This is a genomic window from Mesorhizobium ciceri biovar biserrulae (genome assembly GCF_001618845.1).
Classification (GTDB): Bacteria; Pseudomonadota; Alphaproteobacteria; order Rhizobiales; family Rhizobiaceae; genus Mesorhizobium; species Mesorhizobium ciceri.
Window position 1 is genome coordinate 2717940 of sequence record NZ_CP015064.1, and the last position, 26391, is coordinate 2744330.

General features: G+C 63.0%; 20 protein-coding genes, 1 pseudogene and 1 riboswitch. Of the genes and pseudogenes, 11 read left to right on the top strand and 10 right to left on the bottom strand.

The window, feature by feature from the left end:
* Window positions 1-27 precede the first annotated feature (27 nt).
* The 7 genes and pseudogenes from A4R29_RS12515 to A4R29_RS12545 all read left to right on the top strand — a co-directional run bounded on the left by A4R29_RS12515 (window position 28) and on the right by A4R29_RS12545 (window position 7467).
* Window positions 28-1242, top strand: coding sequence for a CpaE/TadZ family protein (locus tag A4R29_RS12515; RefSeq protein WP_013531961.1), 1215 nt, complete (start codon window positions 28-30; stop codon window positions 1240-1242).
* Window positions 1239-2660 carry a TadA family conjugal transfer-associated ATPase gene (locus A4R29_RS12520; protein WP_024505345.1) on the top strand — a complete coding sequence of 474 codons (1422 nt, stop codon included), beginning with the start codon at window positions 1239-1241 and terminating at the stop codon, window positions 2658-2660. Before A4R29_RS12515 ends, A4R29_RS12520 begins: the two co-directional genes overlap by 4 nt.
* 4 nt (window positions 2661-2664) lie before the next feature.
* A complete protein-coding gene (locus tag A4R29_RS12525; RefSeq protein WP_063172032.1) occupies window positions 2665-3630 on the top strand; it encodes a type II secretion system F family protein in 966 nt (321 codons plus the stop codon).
* A 1-nt stretch (window position 3631) separates the two neighbouring features.
* Window positions 3632-4595 (top strand): annotated as a pseudogene (locus tag A4R29_RS12530) (type II secretion system F family protein).
* An 80-nt stretch (window positions 4596-4675) separates the two neighbouring features.
* Window positions 4676-5500, top strand: coding sequence for a PA3715 family protein (locus tag A4R29_RS12535; protein WP_063172033.1), 825 nt, complete (start codon window positions 4676-4678; stop codon window positions 5498-5500).
* Between the two features lie 160 nt (window positions 5501-5660).
* Window positions 5661-6131 carry a hypothetical protein gene (locus A4R29_RS12540; RefSeq protein WP_027162567.1) on the top strand — a complete coding sequence of 157 codons (471 nt, stop codon included), beginning with the start codon at window positions 5661-5663 and terminating at the stop codon, window positions 6129-6131.
* Between the two features lie 160 nt (window positions 6132-6291).
* Window positions 6292-7467 (top strand): GGDEF domain-containing protein, encoded by a 1176-nt coding sequence (locus tag A4R29_RS12545; RefSeq protein ID WP_063172034.1) that lies wholly within the window; start codon window positions 6292-6294, stop codon window positions 7465-7467.
* 1 nt (window position 7468) lies between these two features.
* Here A4R29_RS12545 and gcvP read toward each other — a convergent pair whose 3' ends face one another.
* Genes gcvP through gcvT form a run of 3 tightly spaced genes read right to left on the bottom strand, consistent with a single transcriptional unit; the run spans window position 7469 to window position 11771 of the window.
* Entirely contained in the window at window positions 7469-10279 is a 2811-nt protein-coding gene (gene gcvP / locus A4R29_RS12550) for an aminomethyl-transferring glycine dehydrogenase (protein ID WP_063172035.1), read from the bottom strand.
* 17 nt (window positions 10280-10296) lie between these two features.
* Window positions 10297-10665 (bottom strand): glycine cleavage system protein GcvH, encoded by a 369-nt coding sequence (gene gcvH, locus A4R29_RS12555; protein ID WP_013531953.1) that lies wholly within the window; start codon window positions 10663-10665, stop codon window positions 10297-10299.
* 5 nt (window positions 10666-10670) lie between these two features.
* Window positions 10671-11771 carry a glycine cleavage system aminomethyltransferase GcvT gene (gene gcvT, locus A4R29_RS12560; RefSeq protein WP_063172036.1) on the bottom strand — a complete coding sequence of 367 codons (1101 nt, stop codon included), beginning with the start codon at window positions 11769-11771 and terminating at the stop codon, window positions 10671-10673.
* 149 nt (window positions 11772-11920) lie between these two features.
* A riboswitch (glycine riboswitch) is annotated at window positions 11921-12007 on the bottom strand.
* A 244-nt stretch (window positions 12008-12251) separates the two neighbouring features.
* Between gcvT and A4R29_RS12565 the strand changes: the two genes are divergently transcribed.
* A complete protein-coding gene (locus tag A4R29_RS12565; protein ID WP_063172037.1) occupies window positions 12252-13253 on the top strand; it encodes a hypothetical protein in 1002 nt (333 codons plus the stop codon).
* A gap of 37 nt (window positions 13254-13290) precedes the next feature.
* Here A4R29_RS12565 and A4R29_RS12570 read toward each other — a convergent pair whose 3' ends face one another.
* Complete coding sequence (locus A4R29_RS12570; RefSeq protein WP_024505339.1) at window positions 13291-14019, bottom strand: GntR family transcriptional regulator; 729 nt, start codon at window positions 14017-14019, stop codon at window positions 13291-13293.
* 8 nt (window positions 14020-14027) lie between these two features.
* Window positions 14028-15308: a D-amino acid dehydrogenase gene (locus A4R29_RS12575; protein ID WP_027162560.1), complete on the bottom strand. Its 1281-nt coding sequence runs from the start codon at window positions 15306-15308 to the stop codon at window positions 14028-14030.
* A 221-nt stretch (window positions 15309-15529) separates the two neighbouring features.
* Here A4R29_RS12575 and A4R29_RS12580 point away from each other — a divergent pair, with 221 nt between their 5' ends.
* On the top strand, window positions 15530-16327 hold the full coding sequence (locus tag A4R29_RS12580) for a maleate cis-trans isomerase family protein (protein ID WP_063173665.1): 798 nt from the start codon (window positions 15530-15532) through the stop codon (window positions 16325-16327).
* Window positions 16328-16358: 31 nt separating this feature from the next.
* Here A4R29_RS12580 and A4R29_RS12585 read toward each other — a convergent pair whose 3' ends face one another.
* The 5 genes from A4R29_RS12585 to A4R29_RS12605 form a co-directional block, all read right to left on the bottom strand.
* Window positions 16359-17150 carry a molybdopterin-binding protein gene (locus A4R29_RS12585; protein ID WP_024505336.1) on the bottom strand — a complete coding sequence of 264 codons (792 nt, stop codon included), beginning with the start codon at window positions 17148-17150 and terminating at the stop codon, window positions 16359-16361.
* Window position 17151: 1 nt separating this feature from the next.
* Window positions 17152-18033 (bottom strand): cytochrome b/b6 domain-containing protein, encoded by an 882-nt coding sequence (locus tag A4R29_RS12590; RefSeq protein ID WP_024505335.1) that lies wholly within the window; start codon window positions 18031-18033, stop codon window positions 17152-17154.
* Between the two features lie 97 nt (window positions 18034-18130).
* Window positions 18131-18808: a DUF1345 domain-containing protein gene (locus A4R29_RS12595; protein WP_013531945.1), complete on the bottom strand. Its 678-nt coding sequence runs from the start codon at window positions 18806-18808 to the stop codon at window positions 18131-18133.
* 23 nt (window positions 18809-18831) lie between these two features.
* Window positions 18832-19302: a YaiI/YqxD family protein gene (locus A4R29_RS12600; protein ID WP_024505334.1), complete on the bottom strand. Its 471-nt coding sequence runs from the start codon at window positions 19300-19302 to the stop codon at window positions 18832-18834.
* A gap of 69 nt (window positions 19303-19371) precedes the next feature.
* The gene (locus A4R29_RS12605; protein ID WP_063172038.1) at window positions 19372-20499 is read right to left on the bottom strand and encodes an S-(hydroxymethyl)glutathione dehydrogenase/class III alcohol dehydrogenase; all 1128 of its coding nucleotides are present in this window, start codon (window positions 20497-20499) and stop codon (window positions 19372-19374) included.
* 198 nt (window positions 20500-20697) lie between these two features.
* On the opposite strand from A4R29_RS12605, the gene A4R29_RS12610 reads away from it, so the two are divergent.
* Together A4R29_RS12610 and dnaE are read left to right on the top strand one after the other, a co-directional pair.
* Window positions 20698-22710: an acetyl-CoA carboxylase biotin carboxylase subunit gene (locus A4R29_RS12610; RefSeq protein WP_063172039.1), complete on the top strand. Its 2013-nt coding sequence runs from the start codon at window positions 20698-20700 to the stop codon at window positions 22708-22710.
* Between the two features lie 107 nt (window positions 22711-22817).
* The gene (dnaE, locus tag A4R29_RS12615) at window positions 22818-26345 is read left to right on the top strand and encodes a DNA polymerase III subunit alpha (RefSeq protein WP_063172040.1); all 3528 of its coding nucleotides are present in this window, start codon (window positions 22818-22820) and stop codon (window positions 26343-26345) included.
* Window positions 26346-26391: the final 46 nt, after the last annotated feature.

Below are 26391 nucleotides of genomic sequence, written 5' to 3' on the forward strand. Positions count from 1 at the left end.
CAACGGGCGACCTGACAGGCTGACAGAATGGCAAACGGCATCAAGACCAGGAAGATCCTGCTCGTATCGACCGACAGGACGTTTGCGCAGGACACGCGCACCGCATTTTCCGCCTCCGAGATCATACAGCTCTCGACGGTGGAGAAGAACGTTACCGAGTTGCGCGGCGAGATCCAGGAAGCCGACTTCGGCGCCATCATCGTCGACATGGATGCGGCAAGGCTGGAGGAGGTCGAGTCGCTGCAGCGCATCATGCGCCGGCTGGAGGACAAGGTTCCGGTCGTCGTCGTCACCCAGGAGTTCAACGCGGCCGCGGTGCGTATTCTCGTGCAGCTCAAGGTCGCGGATTTCCTGGTCAAGCCGATCACCACGGCCGATCTGGTGCGCTCCGTGGTACGGGCGCTGCAAGGGCCCGGGCGCGAGGAAAACACCGAGTCGCAAATCTATACCTTCATGCCTGCGGCGGGCGGCGTCGGCACCACGACGCTGGCGCTGCAGACCGCCTTCCAGCTGCATCACTCGGTGACGCGCGGAGCCTCGACCTGCGTCGTCGATCTCAACTTCCAGCAGGGCGCCTGTGCCGAATATCTCGACCTCGAACCGCGTTTCGACATCACCGAGATCGAGAACCAGCCCGAGCGTCTCGACCGCCAACTGCTCGACGTGATGCTGTCCAAGCATGCCAGTGGGCTTTGCGTGCTGGCGGCACCGGCGCATCCAGCCGAGATGCGCTCGTTCAAGACCGATGTCGTGGTGCGCATGCTGGATCTCGTTTCGGCCTATTTCGACAATGTCGTCATCGACATGCCCCGCACCTGGTTTCCATGGACGGAGACCGTGCTGCTCGGTTCCAACAAGCTCTACATCGTCGCGGAAATGACGGTGCCGTGCCTGCGCCACACCCAGCGGCTGATCCAGGCGGTCTACGAGACGGCCGGCAAGGAAGTGAAGCCGAACGTCATCGTCAACCGTTTCGAACAGAAGATGTTCGATAACGGCATCAAGCAGGCGGACGTCCAGGAAATCCTTGGCGAGCATTTCGTCGGCGGCATCGCCAACAACTACCGGCTGGTGCGCGAAGCAGTCGATCGCGGCGTACCGCTGCACGAGATCGATCCCAACGCCAATGTCGTCAACGATCTGAAGAAGATCATCCTGCCGGAAGAAGCGGTCCCGACCCGGGCGAAATCGCGCTCGCTGTTTGGCATGGGCCGTGGATTGCTGAAGAGGAAAGCCGGATGACCAGCCGCTTCTCCACCCTGCAGAACCGCGATGCGCGTCCGCAGCGCGCGCATGAGACGACGCCGGTCGCCCATCATGCCGTCGTCATACCAACCAGCCGAAAGGCTTTGCCGGCAAAGCCGGAAGCAGCGCTGGCAAAGAATGCCAACAAGGTGCTCGATGCGCGCGTGCGTATCCACCGGCTGCTGCTCGAAGAGATCAATCTTGTCGCGCTGGAGCGTTTGCCGAAGGATGAGATGCGCCGGCAAGTGCATGACTTCGTTTCGGAAAAGACCAAGCAGGAGCGGATGGCGATCAACACCGTCGAGCTTGACGCGCTGGTCGACGACATCGTCGACGAGATGGTCGGCCTCGGTCCGCTCGAGCCGCTGCTCAAGGATCCCGACATCAACGATATCCTGATCAACGGCCACATGAACTGCTTTGTCGAAAAGAAGGGCAAGCTGCAGCCGGTCCACATTCCGTTCAAGGACGAGGCGCATCTCCTGCGCATCGTCAACAAGATCGTCGCCGCGGTCGGTCGCCGCGTCGACGAATCGCAGCCGATGGTCGATGCCCGCATGCTGGACGGCTCGCGCTTCAACGCGGCCATCCGCCCGGTTGCGGTCGACGGCCCGCTGGTGTCGATCCGCAAATTCTCCAAGAACAAGCTCGGCCTGCATAAACTGGTCGAATTCGGCGCCATCACCCAGAACATGGCCGAAGTGCTGGCGGCGGCCGTGCATGCCCGCAAGACGACGATCATTTCGGGCGGCACCGGCACCGGCAAGACGACCATGCTCAATGCACTGTCGGCCTTCATTCCGGAAGACGAGCGGCTGATCACCATCGAGGACGCGGCCGAGCTCCAGCTGCAGCAGCCGCATGTCGCGCGCATGGAAACGCGGCCGGCCAACATCGAAGGCCATGGCGAGCTGAAGCAGCGCGACCTGGTCAAGAACGCACTGCGCATGCGCCCCGACCGCGTCATCCTCGGCGAGTGCCGCGGCGAGGAGGCTTTCGACATGCTGCAGGCAATGAACACCGGCCACGAAGGGTCGATGGCGACCATCCATGCCAACACGCCGCGCGACGCCATTTCGCGGCTCGAGCAGATGCTTGGCATGACCGGCATGCCGATGACGGTGCAGTCGATCCGCAGCCAGATCGCCAGCGCGCTCGACCTGATCGTCCAACTGACGCGCCTGTCCGACGGCAAGCGCAAGGTGACCAGTGTCGCCGAAGTGACCGGCATGGAAGGCGATGTCATCCAGATGCAGGAGATCTTCCGCTTCGTGCGCACCGGCATGGAGGCCGACGGCAAGATTCTGGGCCACTACGAGGCGACCGGCATCCGGCCGCGCTTCCTCGAGGACCTGCGCGCCATGGGCATCGAGTTTCCCGGACGATATTTCGAACCCGGCCGGCCGCAGGAGTAGCCAAGTGTTCGATGGAATGAGCGCGATCTATGTCGTCTATACCGCGGCCGCGCTGACCGGCATCCTGATCGCCGAGGCCTGTTACCTGCTTTATGCCGGCCGCAGCGACAAGCGCACCGCCATCAACCGGCGCATGAAGCTGCAGGAAAACAAGATCAGCCAGGAGCAGGTGCTCGTCCAACTGCGCAAGGAGCGCGGCCTCGACGCGGGCACGCCGCTGTTTTCGGCGGACCGGTTTCGCGCTCTGCGAACCCAGTCGGGCATGATCATGCCGCTGTCGAAATTCCTGATGATCACCTGCGGCGTGGCGATGGCGATGGCCCTGGTCGCCATCTGGTACGGCTTGCCGCCGCTGATGGGGTTCGTCCTGTTCGTGGTGCTCATGCCGCTATTGCCGGTGCTGACGCTGCGTTTCAAGCGCAAGCGCCGGCTGAAGCGGTTCGGCATGCAGTTGCCGGAGGCGCTGGAACTGATCACGCGTGGCCTGAAGGCCGGCCACCCGGTGCCGGTGGCGATCGCCATGGTGGCGCGCGAGATGCCCGACCCGATCGGCAGCGAGTTCGGCGTCATCGCCGACGAAGTGACCTACGGATCCGATCTGGTTTCGGCGTTGAACTCGCTGTTCGACCGGGTCGGCCAGGAGGATCTGCCGTTGTTCGTCACCGCCGTCTCGATCCAGACCAGTTCGGGCGGCAATCTGCGCGAGATCCTCGACGGCCTGGCGACGACGATTCGCGAGCGTGGCAAGCTGCGCCGCAAGGTGCGCGCCATTGCGACAGAAGGCCGGATGTCGGCCTACATTCTGACGGCCGTGCCGGCGTTGCTGTTTGCCGCCATCATGGCACTGATGCCGGGCTTCTACAGCGACGTCTGGGGCGAGCCAAAGACCTGGTATCTGCTTGGCGCGTCGATCACCTGGCTGATGCTGGGCAATCTGATGATGTTCAAGATGTCGAATTTCAAGTTCTGACATGCAGGGTTTCATCGAATTCCTCGCCTCGCTTGCGCCGACCTCATTGATGCCGGTGGCCATACTGCTGCTGGCGGTGGGTGCTGCCGCTGTTGCCTGGCCTGTTGTCATGGCGAAGGGCGATCGCAACGAGGTCATGCGCCGGCTCAGGGTCGACAACGGTCCCGTGGCCGCTAAACCGGAGCCGGTGCAAAAGAAGAATACCGGCATCGTGCGCGAGAAGGCGGTGAAGCGGGCGCAGGAATTCTACGCCAGGAGCGATCCGGAAAATGTCGCGCGGCTGCGCATGAAGCTTATCCAGGCGGGCTACATGGAGCCGCGCGCTGTCGGCACGTTCTTCCTGATCCGGTTCACTGCGATGATCGGCACGGCAATAGGCGTGTTTGTGCTCAACCGCTGGATGGCCAGTCCGGACGCAACGATGGCCAGCCGCTGGACATTCGTCATCCTGTCGGGCGCGGCCGGTTATTTCCTGCCCGGCCTGGTGCTGAGCCAGAAAGTGCGGGAACGCAGGCGTGAGTACCGCAACGGGTTTCCCGATTTCATGGACCTGATGATTGTCTGCTCGGATGCCGGCATGAGCATGGAGGCAGGCATAGAGCGCGTCTCCAAGGAACTCGCCAAGACTTATCCCGCGCTCAGCCAGAACCTGCAGCTGGTGTCGCTGGAGCTGAGGGCCGGGCGCAGCCTCGACGATGCGCTGAAGGCGCTCGCCGATCGCCTCAGCCTGGACGAGGTGCGTTCCTTCGCCACGCTGCTGCAAGCAGTCCAAGGAACTCGGCACCAGCCTGTCGGGGGCGCTGCGCGTCTTCTCCGACGACATGCGCCATAAGCGTATGTCGTTGGCCGAGGAAAAGGCGCACGCTCTGCCTGCCAAGATGTCGGTGCCCGTGGTTGTGTGCATCCTGCCGGTGGTGCTGATGATCGCGGCCATTCCAGTCATCGTCAAAATGACGGCGCACTAGCGAGCGCTCCACAAAAGCCCTAGCAAGGGGCTGACAAACCATTGTTCTGACCGAACCCGGCTTTGCAGGTGAGAAAGTCCATGCTGCTGCGCACCCTCTTCCTTGGCCTTGCCGCGGCCAGCCTGTCGCCCGCCTGGGCCGTGGCCGACGATTGCGGCGATGCCGCCGCCTTGGTGCAGCAGGCCTATCCCAAAGCTCGAAAGAGCGCCGACGGCACCTCGTTCACGCTCGAACCCCACACCAGCATTGCCCTGACATTCGCGTATGGCGATCCGCCAGGGCTGGTTTGCAAGATCTGGCCCGCCCATGACGACCTGCTGTTGGTCGCAGTGCCGCTGATGGACGGGTCCCAACCCAGCGACTACGCGCATGCCGGCGATATCGAGCTTTTGATTGTCGACAGGAAGAGCCGGCAGGTGCGCCAGCGCCTGCTCCAGCCTGGGCTGATGAATGATGATGCCATCGCCATCCGCCAGGTGGAGCTTGATACCGGCCGCTATGCGCTGGCGCCCGATGTTACTGCCTTTGGCCTGCGCATCGAAATGGCAAACAATTCGCTGCCTAATCCGTTCAGTGAAACCGACCTGCGGCTCTATGCCGTCGATGGCGATTCCCTGAGGATGGTGCTCGATGGCCTGGTCGTGGCCGGCAATGGCGGCGAGGGTGATACCAATTGCGCCGGATCCTTCCATACCAGTCGGGTTAGCCTGGCGATGAGCCCGGCCAAACATCATGGCTACCACGACATAACGGTGGTCGAGCGAATGGATACCGACAATCCGTTGCCCGACAAGGATGGCGAGTGCCAGTCCCATCCCGGCAAGTCCGTGAGCCAAACCTACCGGCTGCGCTATGACGGCAGCCGGTATACGGCTCCTGCGGGGCTCAAAGCCCTGGAGCCGTGAGGACGCCGCTGGCTGCGACTGAAGCACCGCGGCCTGGTGGTTAATGGCTGGTGTGCCCGAAGCCGAATTTTGGCGGCGTTTCGGCACCGAAGTTTAATCGCCGCTGATATATTGTGTTTCCTGAAGAACGACCCGGCAAATCGGGCGATGAGGCAGGGGCATGCGTCACAATAATTTCCCGGCAATGGCCATGATGGCGGCCGTCTTGATGATGTCTGGCTGTTCGACGAGTGGCGTCGACACCACCAAGACCACCGCCATCCAACCGGCGGCTAAAGACACCGAAACCTCCGATCTGGCGCAAGGCAAGGCGCAGTTTCGCGACGCTAATTACGGCCTCGCCGAAAAGCACTTCCGCAAGGCCGTCGAGTTGAAGGCCGACAATGCGGAGGCCTGGATGGGGCTCGCGGCTTCCTATGATGAACTCGGCCGCTTCGACTTCGCCGACCGTGCCTACGGCCAGCTTCTGAAAGTCGCCGGTCGCAGGCCGCAGATCGTCAACAATATGGGTTATTCGCAACTGTTGCGCGGCAATCGCAAGAAGGCCAAGGCGCTGCTGCTCGAAGCGAAGGCCGGCATGGCCGATCCCACCGTCGTCAACGCCAATCTCGCTCTCCTGAACAAGGGTTGATCTCGCGTCCAATGGTCCGGTTTCGGGACACGTGCCATCGACGCTTTGTAAACCCTATCTGCAGGTTGCATCGATGGATCGCCTGAAAACCCGTATCTGGGGGCAGCCGCTGACCTAGAATGCAGCGCAACCGCCGACGCTCGAGAGGCCCTTGCCCGATATGCTGGACTTCAGTTCGCTCCTGCTCGCAGCCGCGCTGTCGGGCATATGCCTCAGCGTCACCATGTTTGCGATCTGGTTCACCGCACCCAAGGCAGGTTTCGTGCTGACGGTGGCGTGCGGAATTCTGGTGCTCGTCGCGCATGTGATCCTGTTCTGGCGGTACACCAAGGATCCCGATCCACTGCTTTGCCAGATCGTGCTTGCGCTGCTCAGCCTGGGGTTCCTGATCCTCTGCTTGTCGGCCATGCAATATCTCGGCGTGCCCGGCTACAGGCGCGCCGTTGCACCGGCGCTTGCTGCCATGACTATCTGTGCTGCTGTCACTTTCCTTGGCTTTGACGGCGTTGGTTTCATCATCACCTACACCACGGTGACGGCGCTGCTGTCGGCGATCGGCGCCATGTTCTGGATCAACGGCAGTCACGATCGCCGCATCCTTCTGGTGGTTTCGTTTCTGAGCGGCACCTGCGCGATGTCGTTTGCGTTTTGCGGCGTGGTTCTGCTGACCAAGGGGCAATGGACGCTCGCGGTTGCGCCCGACAATTGGGCCGAACGATTGAATTCCGTCGTGGCGGTGGCCTGCATGACCGGGCTCGGAGCATTGACGCTCTCCCTCCATCATCTGCAGGCGCAGATCGAGCTCAAGGCCGAGACCATGACCGACCCGCTGACAGGGTTGCTGAACCGCCGGGCATTGACGTCGCTTTACGGCGAGCGGAGTTTCGGTCCATTCATGTCCATCGTCATGTTCGACCTCGACCACTTCAAGCGGACGAACGATGTCTACGGTCACCCGGTTGGGGATCAGGTCTTGTGCCGTTTTGCCGCCGTCATCAAGAAATATGCCCGGCCCGGCGTCGACGCTTTTCGCCTTGGCGGCGAGGAGTTCGCAGTCGTCATGTCGCGGATGACGGACGAAAAGGCCTACGATCTCGCCAGCAAGATCGGCGTGGCTTTCGGCGCCGAAATCGTCCCCACCCAGCTCGGCAAATTGCGCAGCACGGTCAGCGGCGGCATCGGCTTTGGCGAGGCAAGCGGCAGCAGCCTCGACAACGTGCTCACCGAGGCAGACGCAGCGCTCTATGCCGCCAAACGCGCCGGACGAAATTGCGTCATCAGCCGCAAGAGGATGGGCAAGGCCGAGCCGATCAAGCCGGCCTTGCGCTCAGCGTAAATTACTCCGCGGCCCCCAGATAGTCGGACAGCGGCGGGCACGAGCAGACCAGGTTGCGGTCGCCGGCGACATTGTCGATGCGTGACACCGGAGGCCAGTACTTGGCTGCCGTGTCGGCGTCGCCGGCCGGATAGGCCGCTTCCAGGCGCGAGTAGGGATGGTTCCACTGGCCGGCCAGCGCCTCGGCGGCGGTGTGCGGCGCGTTGACCAGCGGATTGTCGGCCAAAGGCCATTCGCCCCTGGCGACTTTTGCTGCCTCTGCCGATATCGCGATCATGGCCTCGCAGAAGCGGTCGATTTCCCGCTTAGGCTCGGACTCGGTCGGCTCCACCATCAGCGTGCCGGCGACCGGGAAGGACATGGTCGGCGCGTGAAAACCATAATCGATCAGCCGCTTGGCGACATCGTCGACACTGATGCCTGCACTCTCCTTGAGCACACGGGTGTCGAGGATGCATTCATGCGCGACGCGTCCCTGCCTGCCCTTGTAGAGCACCGGGAAATGCGCACCGAGCCGCGTTGCGATGTAGTTGGCGGAAAGGATCGCTGTTTCGGTCGCCTGCTTCAGGCCCGAGGCGCCCATCATGCGGATATACATCCAGGTGATCGGCAGGATCGAGGCGCTGCCGAAGGGGGCGGCGGAGACGGCGTGCGCCGAGCCTTCGGTGACATGGCCGGGCAAATACGGCTTCAAATGCGCCTTGACGCCGATCGGCCCGATGCCGGGTCCGCCGCCGCCATGCGGAATGCAGAAGGTCTTGTGCAGGTTCATATGGCAGACATCGGCGCCGATGTCGCCGGGACGGGCAAGCCCGACCAGCGCGTTGAGGTTGGCACCGTCGAAATAGACCTGGCCGCCATGCTCATGGATCAGCGCGCAGAGATCGCGTGCGCCTTCCTCGAACACGCCATGCGTCGAGGGATAGGTGAACATCAGCGCTGCGAGATTTTGCGCATGCTCAGTCGCCTTGGCCTTCATGTCGTTCATGTCGATGTTGCCGTCTTCGGTGCAGCGCACGACGACGACGCTCATGCCGGCCATCGCCGCGCTCGCGGGATTGGTGCCATGCGCCGAGGAGGGGATCAGGCAGACGGTGCGGTGGTTGTCGCCGCGCGAGCGGTGATAGCCGCGGATGGCGAGCAGTCCGGCATATTCGCCCTGGCTGCCGGCATTGGGCTGCAAGGTGACGGCGTCGAAGCCGGTGATCTCCGACAGCCAGCCCTCCAGCTCGCCGATCATGGCACGGTAGCCTGCCGAGTGCGCGGCCGGGGCGAAAGGGTGCAGATTGGCAATGCTCGGCCAGCTCACCGGCATCATCTCGGCGGCGGCGTTGAGCTTCATGGTGCAGGATCCCAGCGGGATCATGGCGCGGTCGAGCGCCAGGTCCTTGTCGGCCAGCCGGCGCAGGAAGCGCATCATCTCGGTTTCCGACTTGTTTTCGTGGAAAACAGGCTGGGTCAGGAACTCCTTGCCGCGCGGCTTGCCGGGCACCGTGCTGTCGGCGGAGGCACCAGCCTTGGCGCCGAACAGGGCCGCGATTGCGTCGAGATCGGCCTCGGTGGAGGTTTCGTCGAAGGCGATGCCGATGTGGTCGGCATCGACGGCACGCAGCAGTCTGCCGCCCTTTTCAGCGGCGGCGGCGATCGAAGCTGCCTTGCCCTTCACCTCGGCCGTCACCGTGTCGAAGCGGCTTGAACCGAGCACGGAGATGTTTGCTGCTTTGAGCCCGGCGGCAAGACGATTGGCCAGCGTGTGGATGCGCCCGGCAATCGCCTGCAGCCCGGCGGAGCCGTGCCAGATGGCATAGGCGGTCGCCATATTGGCGAGCAGCGCCTGCGCGGTGCAGATGTTGGAGGTCGCCTTGTCGCGGCGGATATGCTGCTCACGCGTCTGCAAGGCAAGCCGGTATCCGGGCCGGCCCTTGCTGTCGGTGGACTGGCCGACCAGGCGGCCAGGCATCAGCCGCGTCAGCCTGTCGGAGACGGCGCAATAGGCCGCGTGCGGGCCGCCAAAGCCCATCGGCACGCCAAAGCGCTGCATCGGGCCGACGGCGATGTCGGCGCCAAGCTTGGCCGGCGCGTCGGTCAGCGTCAGGCCGAGCGGGTCGGCGATGAAGACGACGAGAGCGCCGGTCGCGTGTGCCTTGTCGATCGCTGCCTTGTGGTCGCCATAGACGCCAAATGTATCCGGCCAGGAGACAAGCAGGGCGGCGGTGTTGTCGTCGATCGTCTCGCCATCGATCTCGATGCCGAGCGGCTCGGCGCGGGTGCGCACCACGTCCAGCGTCTGCGGGTGCGGCGTGCCGGCAAGTGCTACCTTGGTGCGCTTGTCGCGGTGATTGCGCAGCGCAATGCCGACCGCCTCGGCCACGGCGGTTGCTTCATCCAGCAGCGACGCCGATGCCACCGGCAGGCCGGTCAGTTCGGTGACCAGGGTCTGGAAGTTGAACAGCATTTCCAGCCGGCCCTGGCTGATCTCGGCCTGATAGGGCGTGTAGGCCGTATACCAGGCCGGGTTCTCGAACAGATTGCGCTGGATAACCGGCGGCACATGGACGCCGTGATAACCGGCGCCGATGAAGCTCTTCAGCACCGTATTCCCGGCCATGACAGCCGAAAGCTCAGCCAGCGCTTCCGCCTCGCTCGCTGGTGCCGGCAGGGCAAGCGGCCGATCGAGCCGGATCGACTTCGGGACGGACTGGCTGATCAGCGTCTCGATCGAGGGCACGCCGATGGCGGCCAGCATGGCTCTGGTATCGTTGAGGCCGGGACCGATATGGCGGGCCGAGAAGGGGTAGGGTGCTGCGGTCATCTCAATAAGTCCTGATATCAACCGATATGGGCTTTGTAGGCGGCCTCATCCATGAGACCGGCGAGCTGGCTTTCGTCGGCAAGCTTCATCTTCCACAGCCAGCCGGCCCCTGTTGCGGCCGAATTGACCAGTGACGGATCCGACGACAGCGTGCCGTTGGCCTCGGTGATCTCGCCGTCGACTGGTGCATAGACATCGGACGCCGCCTTGACGGATTCGACCACGACGGCGGTGTCGCCCTTGGTCAATTTCTTTCCCGTCTCCGGCAGTTCGACGAAGACGAGGTCGCCGAGCTGCTCCTGCGCGTAATCAGTGATGCCGACCGTGGCGATGCCGCCCTCGACGCGGAGCCACTCGTGATCTGATGTGAAATAGGTCGTTGCCATTGAGATCATCCTTTTCGGTAGCGATGCGGTGTGAAGGGCAGGGAGCTGATATCGACTGGGATTTTCGTGCCGCGCACATCGGCGAAAACCCGTGTTCCGGGCTTTGCCAGAGGTGTCGAGACATAGCCCATGGCGACCGGATGGCCGGCCGAGGGGCCGAAGCCGCCCGACGTGACATGGCCGGCCGGGTTGCCGTCGGCGTCGAAGAGCGCGGCACCGCCACGCACCGGCTGGCGGCCTTCCGGCTTCAAACCGACGCGCTTTTGCGCGGGTCCTCGTTCCACCGCGGCGCGGAGCGCATCGGCGCCGATGAAAGTGCCGGAAGCGCGGATGTCCTTTGGGATTGCCCACATCAAGGCGGCGCTGGCCGGGTCGGTTTCCGGTGTGATGTCCTGGCCATGCAGGCAGAGACCGGCCTCCAGGCGCAGGCTGTCGCGCGCAGCCAGGCCGATCCACAGCACGCGCTCGTCTCCGAGCAGCTTCGCGACGAGGTCGCGTGCATCGGCCTCCGGCAAGCCGATCTCGAACCCGTCCTCGCCGGTATAGCCCGACCGGCTCATGAACCAGTTCTTGCGCGGTTCGACCCCATGCATGAACAGCAGCGAGCCGGTCTCGATGCCGGCGCGGGAAAGGGCGGCCCAGGCTTCAGGACCCTGGATGGCCAGGAAGACGCGGTCGAGCGGCTCGATCCTGGCGTCGAAATCCGCGGCAAGTGCACGCAAATGCTTTTCGTCGGCTACGGCGTTGCCGGCATTGGCGACCACCATGAACCTGGCATCGCCAAGCCTGGTGACGATCAGGTCGTCGAGGATGCCGCCTGCTTCGTTGAGGAAAAAGGACAGTTTGGATTGCGAGATTTCGAGCGCGCCGGCATCCAGTGGGCAGGCACGGTTGAGCAGTGCCGCCGCTTCCGGTCCGCTGACCTCGAACAGCTTCATATGCGAGATGTCGAACAGGCCGGCCTGCTCGCGGGTGTGAAGGTGTTCCTTCATGACGCCGGCCGGATAGGTCAGCGGCATCGACCAGCCGGCAAAGGCGCCGAAGCGCGCACCGGCGGCCATATGGATATCTTCAAGGGGAAGGTGTTTTGTGTCGTCGCCCGTCATGTCGTCTCCAGAGTCGCACGCAATCGGTCGCGAATGGCGACCAGTCCGTGCCCCTCTGTCTGAAGCCTGAGAGACTCGCGCAGCCGGAACTCTGTCAGCGGCGCTTACACCTTCGGCGCGGGGGCAAGCCCCGACTTTCCAGAGTGTCTTTCCCGTCTACGGTTCTTTTGCCTGAGAGATTTCGGGCGATTTCCCCTTCGGCGACAGCTCTCGCTGTTCTCTCCCGCAAACAGGTAGGACTCAAGACCCTGAGTCCTCGACGCGCCATCCATAGCTTGCGCGCGACGGCTTGTCACCTGTCAGCAACATCTAAAGCGCGTGCATGTCGTTCTTCAAACCGCGGCACGCTGTCAGGCGACATGCGTTGGCGACAAGTCTTCACTAACCACGCCGTTTGCCGGTTTTTCAAGACACTGCTGATATGTTGGCTTGTATGACGCTATCGGGCCGGCGCTTGGCGACGGCGGACGGGGACGACAAATGGGCGAATTGATCATGAGCGCGCCGGTGGCCGGGCTGACCTCGAAAAGCCGCATCGCCGCGGAGGACGTGGCGATGTTGCGCCATGAAGTGTTCGGCGACGGCGTCGTGACGCGTGGCGAGGCCGAGGCGCTGTTCGCGCTCGATGCCACGGCGAAGGACAAATGCCAGGAATGGCCGCCCTTCCTCATTGAGGCGGTCACCGACTATATCGTCCACCAGGAAAAGCCATCGGGCTATATCTCGCAGGACAATGCCGACTGGCTGATCCGCACGATCTCGCGCGACGGCATGGTCGACAGCCGGACCGAACTCGAATTGCTGGTGCATGTGCTGGAACAGGCGAAATCGTCGCCGGCCCAGCTTTGTGTGTATGCGCTGGAGCAGGTGGCGCATGCCGTCATTGACGGCAAGGGGCCGCTGATGCTCGGCGGCGCGCTGGCTCCGGGCCTCGTCGCGCAGGCGGAGGTCGAGCTTTTGCGCCGGATACTCCATGCCCATGGCGGCGACGGCAACATCGCCATCACGCGCGCCGAGGCCGAGGTGCTGCTCAAGATCAACGAGCGGACTGCTCAAGGACAAAACGATCCGTCCTGGAACGAGCTGTTCGTCAAGGCGATCGCCAATTTCGTCATGTGCTCGGCCGGCTACGAAGCACCGACGCGCGACGTGGCGCTGCGCCATGACGCCTTCCTCGAACATGCCGATCCGGAAATCGGCGGCTTCTTCAGCCGCATGATCTCCGGCGGGCTTGCCGGCATCATGGAGGCCTACCGATCTCCTGGCGACATCGAAGCCGAATGGGAAGCCAAGAACAGGGCGGCCGAGGCCCTGGCCCGCCGTGCCGAGACGATCGATGCCGGCGAAGCCGGCTGGCTGATCGAACATATCGGCGTCGACAGGCCACTTTACGAGAACGAACGCGCGCTGCTGACCCTGATCAAGCACGCCTCGCCGGAAATTCACCCGGCGCTCAGGCCGCTGCTCGACAAGGTTGCCTGACCGGCCAGGGATTGCTTAATCGGATCCGGGATGCTGGTCAGATCTGATCGACGTCGACGTATATCCGGGCCAGGCCTTCCCGGACGGTCGACATGGCATCGGCGACACTGATGTCGATGTGGTCATGCATGAGCCTTGCGGCCGTGTCGGCATCGCGGGTTACCATGGCTCGGGCGATTTCGCTGTGTTCGGTGTAGGTTGTCGACAGTCGCCGGTGCTTCTCCACTTCGATCTTGCGAACGAAATGGATGCGCGTGTTGATGCCTTCGAGCATGCGCGCCAGTTCGGGATTGCCTGACAGCCTGGCGATGCGGATGTGAAACTCCTCGTCCCTGGCGGTCAGCTCGGCGCTGGAAAACGAGTCGGCGCGCGCCATGGTGAGCGTCCACCAGTCGACGAGCGCGGCGAGCTCTTCATTGGTCGCGCGCTGGATCGCCAGCCTGACGGAGCGCTCCTCAAGCACCGCCCGCACGTCGGAAAGATTGACGACCTCGTCGACATCGAAGCCGCGGCAAAAGAAGCCGCGATTGGTCTGGAAGGTGATGAGTTCCTCCGTGACCAGCCGCTGGAGGGCCTCCCTGATCGGGCTGCGGCTGACATTCAGCCTCGCGGCAAGCGCCACTTCGTTGATGCGCTCGTTCGGCTTGAAGCGATAGTCCATCGCCATGCGACGGATCTCTTCATAGACGCGCGGGCCGGTCTTGATCGGCTTGGATGCCAACGCCGCATCGTCGTCCTGGTTGCTGTGCCTGGTGGGTCGGAGCATGGCGTCGGTCAAGCCTTTGCGGCGCTTGGTTCGGCGAACCGCGCCTGTGTGGGAAGGATACCGTCGAGGGCGATCGGCGCAGCCCGGCCGGCGATCAGGTCGGCGACGATGCGGGCCGATCCATGCGCCATCGTCCATCCAATATGGCCGTGGCCGGTGTTCAGCCAGAGGTTCTTGATGTTGCGCAGGCCGAGGATCGGCAGATTGTCGGGCGTCATGGGTCTCAGGCAGGCCCGCATTTCGGCGCGATCATAGGCGATACCGCGCGGGAACAGGTCCTGCGTGACGCGCTTCATGAAGGCGAAATCCGAAGGCTTGTGGCTGCGATCATAGCCCGCGAATTCCGCGGTGGCGGTGACGCGGATGCGATCGCCCATCGGCGTGATGGCAACGAGATTGTGCTCATCGATGACGGGGAGTTTTGGAGCCAGCGCCGGGTCGACGATGGGAATGGTCAGGGAATATCCTTTGACCGGATAGATCGGCAAACCAAGGCCGATCTTGCGGGCGAGGATCGGGCTTTCGGCGCCGAGACACAGAACGTAGGTGTCGGCCAGAAATTCTCCCTTGTCGGTGACGACCCGGATGATCGCGTCATTCCTGCGTTCGATCCCGACGATCCTCGTGCTTGTCAGGATCTTGCCGCCCCTCGTTTCGACGATGGCCGCCAGCGCGCGCGTGAACTTGGCGGCGTCGCCGGTTTCATCGGTTGGACACATTATGCCGCCGGCAATGCTGCCGCGCGACGAAGCCAGCGCCGGCTCGCGGTCAATGATTTCCTGTGCGTCGACAATGCGGATCTCCTGGCCGTCGGCCTCCAGCAGGCGCATGTTGGCGACGCCCTTGTCGAGCGCCTGACGGCTGCGGTGGAAGTAAAGGATGCCGGCCGAGGTCCTGTCGTACTGGATCGATTCCTCCCTGACGACCGCCTGCAGGACCGATTGGGAATGGACCGCAAGCCGATGTTTGAGGAGGGTGTTGCGACGCGCTTTGGCGGCCGTGCATTCCCTGAGGAAGCGCAGCGACCAGCTGTAGAGATGCGGGTCGGCGGAAAGTTTGAAGCGAAGCGCCTGGTCTTTCAGGAACAGCGACTTCAGCAGGATTTTTGGCGCGGCTGGCGATGACCAGACGAAGGAGTGACCGGGCGCGATCATGCCTGCATTTGCCCAGCTCGCGCCCTCGGCCACCTGCGGTGCCTGCTCGAGAACAGTGACCGCGTGGCCGTCCTTTTGCAACTGATAGGCGGTGGTGATCCCGACCACGCCGCCGCCCAAGATCAATACGCGCATTGCTGTCCCGAAGGGCTGTGTTCCTATTGTCGACAATTCAATAGGAAGACGCCGATCCCTGTCAACGGTGAATGGGTCGGCGACGGACAAGCGATCCGCGCAAGCGCAAAATTCAGGCGTTTACCGGTTCCCAGGATCTGCACAGAGCCCTTGACAGTTTCGGCAATATCGCCGTTTCTATTGTCGACAATTCTGATTGGCATCAGGAAGGGGACTGCGCCATGGACGCCCCGGTTAGCCGCGCCGACGACACGCTCGTCCTCGATAAGGAACACATTCCCTTCAAGACCGATGACGGTATCGGCACGCGCGCCAATCTCGGCCTGCTCGTGCTGCGGACCGACCAGACCATCGAGGATGAATTCCGCTATGCGCTGCCCGCGCGCGACATCGCGCTGTACGAGGCGCGGCTCTACAGCGATGTCGAGATCACACCGGAAAACCTGATGAAAATGTCGGCGGTAATCCCGGCAACGGTGGGACTCTTGCCCGACGTCAAGTTCGATGTGATCGGCTTTGCCTGCACGTCGGGAGCGCTGGTCATCGGCGAGGATAAGGTTGCCGAGCGCGTTCACGAGGTGCTGCCTGGTGTGCAGGTGACCAATCCGGTGACCGCGGCACGCGCCGCGCTGAAGGCCCTGGGGGTCTCGAGGATCGCGCTGCTCACCCCTTACTTGGCGAAAATCAATCATTCGCTGCGGGCATCGCTGATGGCGCGGGGGATGGATATTCCGGTCATGGGCTCCTTCAACGAGGCGGACGACAATGTCGTCGCACGCATCACGCCGGCATCGGTCAAGCAGGCCATCTTGGAAATCGGTGCGTCGAGCGACTGTGATGCGGTGTTCGTTTCCTGCACCAGCATGCGCGTTGCCCGCATCATCGAGGAGGTCGAGAAGGAGTTGGGGAAACCGGTCACCTCCAGCAACCATGCACTTGCCTGGCATATGCTGCGGCTTGGCGGTATTAGCGAGCAGATTGCCGGAAAAGGCGAGCTGTTTCGCCGCTCGCTAGGCTAGCATCTTCAGCGCCGGATTTGCGGTGTGCAGCTCAGATCCCGCCGTACCAGTCATAGCCATTGTCTTCCCAATAGCCGCCCCTGCCACCGCCGACATCGGCAAAGCCGTCGACCAGTTCGATCTTGTAGAGATATTTCGGCATCTTGTAGCCGAGCTGGCGCTCGACGCGAACCCGCAGCGGCGCGCCGTTCTCGACCGGCAGCGGCTTGCCGTTCAGGCCGTAGGCGAGGATCGTCTGCGGGTGACGGGCATCGATGAGGTCGATGGTGCCGTAATATTTGATGTCGCCCGACAGGCTGCGGTCGATCGTGTCGAGGCAATGGAACATGACATAGCGCGCCTGCGGTTTGACCACCGCCTGGTCCAGCACCAGCGACAGCGGCGTGCCGGTCCATTTGGCTATGCAGCTCCAGCCTTCGACGCAGTCATGGCGGGTGATCTGGGTGCGGCTTGGCATGTTCTGGAGCTGCTCGCGGCTGAGCGACAGCGGCTTTTCGACAAGACCCGTCACTTCCAGACGCCAGTCGGCGAAATTGTTGGCGAGCAGGCCCTTGTAGACGTCGTCATCGGGAGCGGTGACGCCGTTCGGCCGCTGCGGCTGGCGGATATCGGCCTCGGTGAATTCCGGCGCCAGCGCGTCGCGTCCGGCCAGCAGGCGCTGTGCGCGGTAGGTCAGGCCATTGGCGTTTTCGAGGAAACTGCGCAGGCCGCTGCCGACGCTTAGCTGGCTGTCAAAGGCGTCGCAGCCCGACAGCATGATACCGGAAGCGCCAAGGCCGGCAGCGGTCAGGAATTTGCGGCGGCTGATCTCAAACTTCGCCATGTCAGGCACTCCTCTCGGCTGTATTGTCGTCCTGTGCGGGAGGATCGGTGCGGTACCAGCCGGTGATGATCGAGCGCAGCTCGTTGATCGGGCCGGCGGCCAGGATCATCAGGATATGGACGACGAAGAAGGCGACCAGCAGCACCATGACGGTGAAATGGATGGTGCGTGCCGTCTGCCGGCCACCGAGCAGATCGTTGAGGAAAGGCAGCACCGAGTTCATGCTTGGCGACATCGCCAGACCGGTGATGATCATCAGCGGCAGCAGCACGAACAGAACCCCGCCATAGGCCATCTTCTGCAGCGTGTTGTATTCGCGCGTGTGATGGAATTTGAGCTTGGCGTGGTCGACGATGTCTTGCGGCAACCGCTTCAAATCGTCGAGGCGTGGCGCGAGATCGCGCCGCAAATGGCCGTTCACGGTGCTGGCGACAAACCAGACGATCAACGTCGTGGTGAGTATCCAGGCAAAGAAGAAATGGATGACGCGCGCAGTGCCGAGATCATAGTAGGACGGGATGGTCGCCCAGGACGGGAAGGCGCGGGACGTCTCCTGGCCGGCCGGACCCGACCAGCCGAGCACCCCAGTGGTGTCGAAGCGCTTGCCGAAGATCTCCGTGTAGCCGCGCGGACCCGCATCGGAGTTCTCGGCGCCGATGGCGAAGATGGTGTTGTTGTAATCGAAGCCCGATTGCTTGCCGATATAGAGCTGCGGACGGGCATTGAAGATCTGCAGGCCTGAGAGCAGCATGAAGAACAGCGAGATGGCCCACAGCCAATGCGTCAGCCGCGTCCAGCGCGACTGCCGGTAAATCAGCGTTTTGTCGTTCGACGCCGAAGCGCCTGGATCGGCGGCGGATTGGCTTCTGGCAACGGATTCCATCGTGTTTCGTCTCCCGGCCTCGCGGCATGGCCTGCGCGCTCATTGTCCTCCTGATACGTCGCGATCCAAACCGATGTTTCATCCGATCACGGATTTATTACGGACCGCCCAGGCTGACGGCGAGATTGACGGCAGCGGCGACGATGACCGTGTTGAAGAAAAACGACAGGATCGAGTGGACAAGCACGACACGACGCATATGCGTCGTCGAGATGTTGGTGTCGGCGGTCTGCGCCGTCATGCCGATCACCGTCGAGAAATAGAGGAAGTCCCAACCCTCCGGCCGTTTGTCGCCCGGAAACAGCAGTCCGCCGACCGGGATTTTCTTCCTGGTCTCGGCATCCATCGCATCGCCATCCATCCAGTAGACATGGGCATAATGGAGCGCTGCCATGGCATGGATGGTGAACCAGCCGAGCGGGATCGACAGCAGCGCGAAGAAGAGCTCGATGGGATGGCTTCTGTCCTTCTGATTGATCAGCAGGAACAATGCGACAACGGCAACGCCGACGACGACAAGCGTCACGGCGAAGATGACCAGCACCGGCTGGTCGGTGGCGCGCGCATTCTTGCTCAGATACCTGCCGGTGAACTTCGGCATCTGGGCGACGACGAGAATGACATAGGCGGCAAAGAACGCGTTGGCGCCGATCGAATAGGCAAGCGGAGCGTGCAGCAGCAACGCCACCAGAAGCGCAAAGACGCCGAAGCAGGCAGACACAGCAAACAGCATGTGGCGCTGCATGGGTTTGTCTATCGGAGCTTCGGCGGCCATGGTGGTTCCAGCCCTGGATAGCGCTAATCCGGTGTGGCCGATTTCATGGCACGCCGCAAGATGCGATCGAGTTCGCCCAGAAACCGCGACCGGTCTTGCGGCGCGAAGCTGGCATTGTAGCCCTTGCTTTCGCCGGTCTCGCGCAGATGCTGCTTCAGGTCGCGCATCGCCACCGCCATGCCGATCGTTTCCGGCGTGAAGGGACGTCCGGTTGGCCCAAGCACATGGGCGCCAAGCGCTACCGCGCGGGCGGCCAGCGGAATGTCGGCGGTGATCACAATGTCGTTGGTGCGTGCATTGTCGACGATCCAGTCGTCGGCGGCATCAGCGCCCTTGGAGACCACGACATTGCGGACCATCGGATCGCGCGACGGCCGCAGGCCGCCATTGGAGACGTAGGTGACAAGGACGCCATGCCGGTCGGCCACTTTTTCGACCTCGGCCTTGACCGGGCAGGCATCTGCATCGACGAGAATGGCGGGGAGTTCGCTCATGTTTCTTTTCTCCTCCCATTGTGAACCACGGAGGCCGCGCGCCGGTTGGACCGCGGCCTGTGATCTTCCTCAGTAAACCACGACGCTTCTGATCGATTTGCCCTCATGCATGAGATCGAAACCCTTGTTGATGTCCTCGAGCTTGAGCGTGTGGGTGATCATCGGGTCGATCTGGATCTTGCCGTCCATGTACCAGTCGACGATCTTCGGCACATCGGTGCGGCCGCGCGCGCCGCCGAAGGCGGTGCCCATCCAGGTGCGGCCGGTGACCAGCTGGAACGGCCTGGTCGAGATCTCCTGGCCGGCGCCGGCAACGCCGATGACCACCGACTTGCCCCAGCCGCGATGCGAGGCTTCCAGCGCCTGACGCATGACCTTGGTGCTGCCGGTGCAGTCGAATGTGTAGTCGGCGCCGCCGATCTGGTCGGCGCCACGCTTGGTCATGTTGACGAGGTAGGGCACGACATCGCCGTCGATCTCCTTCGGATTGACGAAATGCGTCATGCCGAAGCGCTCGCCCCACTCCTTCTTGTCGTTGTTCAAATCGACGCCGATGATCATGTCGGCGCCGGCAAGCTTCAGGCCCTGGATGACATTGAGGCCGATGCCGCCGAGGCCGAAGACGACCGCGGTGGCGCCGATCTCGACCTTGGCGGTGTTGATCACGGCACCGATGCCGGTGGTGACGCCGCAGCCGATGTAGCAGATCTTGTCGAAGGGCGCGTCCGGATTGACCTTGGCCAGCGCGATCTCGGGCAGCACGGTGAAGTTGGAGAAGGTCGAGCAGCCCATATAGTGAAAGATCTTGTCCTTGCCGATCGAGAAGCGCGATGAACCATCGGGCATGAGGCCCTGGCCCTGCGTCGCGCGGATCGCCGTGCAGAGGTTCGTCTTTCTCGACAGGCAGGACGGGCACTGCCGGCATTCGGGCGTATAGAGCGGGATGACGTGGTCGCCCTTCTTGAGCGAGGTGACACCCTTGCCGACATCGACGACGACGCCGGCACCCTCATGGCCGAGGATGGCCGGAAACAGACCTTCCGGATCGGCGCCCGACAGCGTGAATTCGTCGGTGTGGCAAATGCCTGTCGCCTTGATCTCGACCAGCACTTCGCCCTCGCGCGGACCCTCGAGGTCGACCTCCATGATCTCCAGCGGCTTTCCGGCGGCAACAGCGACAGCGGCGCGGGTTTTCATCAGGCGTCCTCCAATGCGAATTTTTTTCCAAGGTTTCAGGTTTTGCCGACACGATCAACTGGCAGCTGGCTCCGCGACTGGGCCACAGCGATGAATTGGAATCGCAAGTCGATTGAAAGGCAGTGAATTGCATGGTCGGCTTGACCCTGCAAGCACAGGCCATAAAAGGAACGGCCGACCCGAGGGATGACATTTCGCATGTTCACCAAGATCCTGATCGCCAATCGCGGCGAAATTGCCTGCCGCGTCATCAAGACGGCGCGCAAGATGGGCATTGCCACGGTCGCGGTCTATTCCGATGCCGATCGCGACGCCGTGCATGTCGAGATGGCCGACGAGGCGGTGCATATCGGGCCTTCGCCAGCCGCGCTGAGCTATCTCGTCCCTGAAAAGATCATCGCCGCGTGCAAGGAGACGGGAGCCCAGGCCGTGCACCCCGGCTACGGGTTCCTGTCCGAGCGGGCGGCCTTCTGTGAGGCGCTGGAAGCGGAAGGCATCATTTTCATCGGCCCGAAGCCCAAGGCGATCAAGGCGATGGGCGACAAGATCGAATCGAAGAAGTTCGCCAACGCCGCCAAGGTTTCCACCGTGCCCGGCTGGCTCGGCGTCATCGAGAATGCCGACCATGCCGAAAAGATCGCCGGCGAAATCGGTTATCCCGTGATGATCAAGGCTTCGGCCGGCGGCGGCGGCAAGGGCATGCGCATCGCCTGGAGCGAAGCCGAAGTGCGCGATGGCTTCGACCGCGCGCGCTCAGAAGCCAAGAGTTCGTTCGGCGACGATCGTCTCTTCATCGAGAAATTCGTCGTCGATCCGCGCCACATCGAAATCCAGGTGCTGGCCGACGCGCATGGCAACGCGCTCTATCTCGGCGAGCGCGAATGCTCGATCCAGCGACGCAACCAGAAGGTCGCCGAAGAGGCGCCGTCGCCATTCCTGGACGCAGCGACACGCAAGGCCATGGGCGAGCAGTCTGTGGCGCTGGCCAAGGCCGTCGACTACCAGAGCGCCGGCACGGTCGAATTCATCGTCGACAATGACAAGAACTTCTATTTCCTTGAAATGAATACACGATTGCAGGTCGAGCACCCGGTGACGGAGCTCATCACAGGCATCGATCTGGTCGAGCAGATGATCCGCGTCGCCGCCGGCGAAAAACTTGGCCTGAAGCAAAGCGACATCGAGCTGAACGGCTGGGCGGTGGAAAGCCGGCTCTATGCCGAAGACCCTTACCGCAATTTCCTGCCTTCGATCGGCCGGCTGACGCGCTACCGGCCGCCGGAGGAAGGACAATTCGGCGATGTCGTCATCCGCAACGACACCGGCGTCACCGAAGGCTCCGAAATCTCGATGTTCTACGATCCGATGCTCGCCAAGCTGTGCACCTGGGCGCCGACGCGTCTGGAAGCCATCGATGCCATGTCGGAAGCGCTCGACAGCTTCGTCGTCGACGGAATCGAGCACAACATTCCGTTCCTGGCTGCCTTGATGCAGCATCAGCGTTGGCGGGAAGGGCGGATATCGACCGCTTTCATATCGGAGGAATATCCCGACGGTTTCGCGCCGGTCGTGCCGAACGACGACGAGAAAGCGGTGCTGGCGTCGATCGCGACCGCAGTGGAACTGCTGCGACGTGATCGGCTTGACCGGCTGGGCGGGCGCCTGGCGCCGCATTCGGGAGCGCTGAAGCGCGACTGGGTCGTGAAGATCGATGATGACTATCTGTCGGCGTCCATCATCGAGGGCATGATTTCCATTCCGATGGAAGTCGATCTGTCGATCGCGGGCGGCAAGGCGCTGACCGTTGCATCCGACTGGCGGCCGGGCGATCTGGTCTGGCGCGGTACGGTCGGCAAGCGCAAGGTTACGGCTCAGGTCAGGCCGGTCGCCAATGGCTTTCGCATCGCCTGGAAAGGCATGTCGGTGACCGCGCGCGCCATGCTGCCGCGCACCGCCGAACTGGAAAGGCTGATGCCCGAAAAGGTGGCGCCGGACACGTCGAAGCTGCTGCTTTGCCCGATGCCCGGCCTTGTCGTGTCGATTGCCGTTGCCGAAGGCCAGGAGGTCAAGGCAGGCGAGACATTGGCGGTGGTCGAAGCGATGAAGATGGAAAACGTGCTGCGTGCCGAACGCGACCTTGTCGTCTCCAAACTCAACGCCAAGCCGGGCGACAGCCTGGCTGTCGACGCCGTGATCATGGAGTTTGCTTAGGGCTAGCCGGGCAGGCAGCCTGCGATCAGCAGTGGTTTGTGCTGGACTGGCATCGCGCGGTCCCGGACAATACATCTCCATCGACTCAAGGACCTTCACGCAGCACCATGGCCGACGAAAAACTCCCCCGCGATCCCTTGAAGCGCGAAGCGGCGATTGCTGCGGCGCGGCCGGAGGCCCCGGCGCGGCCCTTCGTCCATTTGCGCGTGCATTCGGCCTATTCGCTGCTGGAAGGCGCCTTGCAGATCGGCAAGGTGGTGGCTCATGCGGTCAAGGACGAAGCCCCGGCCATCGCCGTCACCGACACCAACAACCTGTTCGGCGCGCTCGAATTCGCGCAGAAGGCGGTGAAGGACGGCATCCAGCCGATCATCGGCTGCCAGACGGCGCTCGCCTTTTCCGGCGAAAACAGCGATGGCCAGCGCGACCGCCGACGGCAAGGTCCCGATATGCGGCCGGTCGTTCTGCTTGCCGCGACCGAGGTGGGCTATTCCAATCTGGTCAGGCTGGTCAGCCGCGTCTACCTCGAAACGCCGCCGGGCGAAGCCGTGCACCTGACCACCGAAATGATGGAAGGCTATTGTGACGGGTTGATCTGCCTCAGCGGCGGACCGCGCGGACCGATCGGCACCGCGCTCAAGGAAGATCGCCGCGATCTGGCCGAAGCCCGGCTTTTGACTCTCAAGGATATGTTCGGCGACCGGCTCTATGTCGAGCTTGACCGGGTTTCCGGTTATGATCGCCTGATCGAAAAATCCTCGATCGATCTGGCCTATGCCCATGAACTGCCGCTGGTCGCCACCAACGAGGCGTTCTTTTCCTCTCGCGACGACTATGATGCACATGACGCGCTGATTGCCATTGCCGAGGGATCGGTCGTTGCCGCCGACAACCGCCGCCGGCTGTCGCCCGACAATTTCCTGCGCAGCCAGGCCGATATGGCAAGGCTCTTTGCCGACCTGCCGGAGGCGATCGACAACACTGTCGAGATCGCGCTGCGCTGCTCCTATTACCCGAAGAACCGCAATCCGATCCTGCCGCGCTTCACCGGCGGCGATGTCGCCGACAATGACGCTGCCGTGCAGGCGGAAGCCGACGAACTGGCCCGCCAGGCCCATGAGGGGCTCGACGCGCGCCTTGCCATGCATGGCCCGACCGCGGGCTATACGGTCGAGCAATACCGCGAGCGGTTGAACTTCGAGCTTGGCATCATCACCAAGATGAAGTTTCCCGGCTACTTCCTGATCGTTGCCGACTTCATCAAATGGGCCAAGGCGCAAGGCATTCCGGTCGGGCCTGGCCGCGGTTCGGGCGCAGGCTCGCTGGTCGCCTATTCGACCACCATCACCGACATTGATCCGCTGCGCTTCTCGCTGCTGTTCGAGCGCTTTCTCAATCCCGACCGCGTGTCGATGCCCGACTTCGACATCGACTTCTGCCAGGATAGGCGCGAGGAGGTCATCCGCTACGTCCAGCAGAAATACGGCCGCGACCAGGTCGGCCAGATCATCACCTTCGGTACGCTGCAGGCGCGCGCCGTGCTGCGCGACGTCGGCCGCGTCCTGCAGATGCCCTATGGCCAGGTCGACAAGCTCTCCAAGATGGTGCCGCAGAACCCGGCCAATCCGGTCAAGCTCGCCGACGCCATCGCCAACGAGCCACGTTTTGCCGAAGAGGCCGAGAGGGAGCCGATCGTCCAGACGCTGCTCGACATGGCGCAGAAGCTGGAAGGCCTCTACCGCCATGCCTCGACGCACGCCGCCGGCATCGTCATCGGCGACCGGCCGCTGTCGGAGCTGGTGCCGATGTACCGCGATCCGCGCTCGGACATGCCCGTCACCCAGTTCAACATGAAATATGTCGAACAGGCCGGGTTGGTGAAGTTCGACTTCCTCGGCCTGAAGACGCTGACCGTGCTGGAGACGGCGGTGAAGCTGATCCGCCGGCGCGGCATCGAGATCGACCTGGCAACCATCCCGCTCGACGATCCCGAGACCTACGCCATGCTGTCGCGCGGCGAAGTGGTCGGCGTGTTCCAGGTGGAAAGTGCCGGCATGCGCAAGGCGCTGATCGGCATGCGGCCCGACTGCATCGAGGACATCATCGCGCTGGTCGCACTGTATCGACCCGGCCCGATGGAAAACATCCCGACCTACAACGCCCGCAAGCATGGCGAGGAGGAGATGGCCTCGATCCATCCCAAGATCGACCATCTGGTGAAGGAGACGCAAGGCGTCATCGTCTACCAGGAACAGGTGATGCAGATCGCGCAGGAGTTGTCCGGCTACTCGCTCGGCGAAGCCGATCTGCTGCGCCGCGCCATGGGCAAGAAGATTCGCGCCGAGATGGACAAGCAGCGCGAGCGCTTCGTCTCCGGCGCGGTCGAGCGTGGCGTCGGCAAGCCGCAAGCTGACTTCATTTTCGACCTGCTGGCCAAGTTCGCTGACTATGGTTTCAACAAATCGCACGCCGCCGCCTATGCGGTGGTTTCATACCAGACCGCCTATCTCAAGGCGCATTATCCGGTCGAGTTCCTGGCGGCGTCGATGACGCTCGACATGGGCAACACCGACAAGCTCGCCGATTTCCGCCAGGACGCGCTGCGCCTCGGCATCGAGGTTCTGGCGCCGTCGGTGACATCGAGCTTTCGCCCCTTCGAGGTCGGTGAGAACCGCATCTATTATTCGCTGGCAGCGCTCAAGGGCGTCGGCGACGCGGCGGTCGAGCACATCGTTGCCCAGCGTGGCGAAAAGCCGTTCAAGAACCTCGCCGATTTCTGCGAGCGGGTCGATCCCAAGATCGTTGGCAAGCGCGTCTTCGAAAGCCTGATCATGGCCGGCGCGCTCGACTGCTTCGGCCACGACCGCGCGTCGATGATGGCGGGCGTGGAACGCATGATGGGGCTGGCGTCGCTGGCGCAGCAGAACGCGGTTTCCGGACAGCACGACATCTTCGGCGCCTCGCTCGGCGCCCAGTCGCAGGCACTCAATCTGCCGGCGACAGAGCCGTGGCTCGCCGCCGACCGGCTGCACCGTGAATTCCAGGTGGTCGGCTTCTACCTCTCGGCCCACCCGCTCGACGAGTACAAGGCGGCCCTGCAGAAGATGCGGGTGCAGACGTGGGCCGAGTTCTCGGCGGCCGTCAAACGCGGTGCCGCCGCCGGCCGTCTGGCCGGCACGGTAACATCCAAGCAGGAACGCAAGACGCGCACCGGCAACAAGATGGGCGTCATCGCCTTTTCGGATACGTCAGGCCAGTACGAAGCCGTGCTGTTTTCGGAAGGACTGGCACAGTATCGCGACCTGCTCGAGGCCGGCCGCTCCGTCGTCATCACCGTTGCGGCCGAGGACAGGCCGGAAGGCGTCAATCTGCGCATCAACTCGGTGCAGTCGTTGGAGGATGAGGCAAGTCGCATCCAGAAGGCGCTGCGTATCTTCGTGCGCAACGCCACGCCGATCAACACGCTGGCCGGCCAACTGACTGTCAGGGGCGAAGGCCAGGTCAGTTTCGTGCTGATCAAGGAAGAAGGCGAGGGTGAAATCGAGATAGAGCTGCCGAACCGCTACCGTATCTCGCCGCAGATCGCCTCGGCGATGCGCGCGGTGCCGGGCGTGGTCGAAGTGGAATTGGTGTGACCCCCGCTCTTTTCGGGGCGCGGCAATCAGCCGGGCGGTCGCTGCC